The following is a 519-nucleotide window of genomic DNA, read 5'->3' on the forward strand; positions in this document are numbered from 1 at the left end:
ATCCATGCTTTCGCAACGTTTGCCTGGCATCCTTCCTCCTTTGACCGAAGACGAATTAGTCGAAGTATGGGCATTGCGTTCGCTCCTGCCCAACCATCAACAGCAACTCGACAGCAACCGTCCTTTCCGCAGCCCTCATCACAGCGCCAGCTCGGCTGCTATGGTAGGTGGTGGTTCAGACCCGCGTCCGGGCGAAATTTCATTGGCGCATCACGGTGTGTTGTTTTTAGACGAATTGCCCGAGTTTGACCGTAAAGTATTAGAAGTGTTGCGCGAACCTTTAGAAAACGGCGAAATCCATATTTCCCGCGCCGCACGCCAAGCCGTTTATCCGGCCAAGTTCCAGCTCGTCGCCGCCATGAATCCCTGCCCTTGCGGCTATCTTGGCCATCCGTCCAAACCTTGCCGCTGCACGCCTGAAAGCGTTGCCCGCTACCGCAACAAAATTTCAGGGCCATTGCTCGACCGTATTGATTTAACTATCGAAGTACCCAGCCTTTCCGCTGCCGAGTTGATGCA

At 54.3% G+C, this 519-nt stretch carries 1 protein-coding gene; it reads left to right on the forward strand.

The features are described from left to right. Window positions 1–519: ATP-binding protein (locus ACTHUR_RS18210; RefSeq protein ID WP_440400163.1), on the forward strand; the 519-nt coding region annotated here is incomplete at both ends.

The sequence above is a fragment of the Neisseria sp. P0021.S007 genome (genome assembly GCF_051956855.1).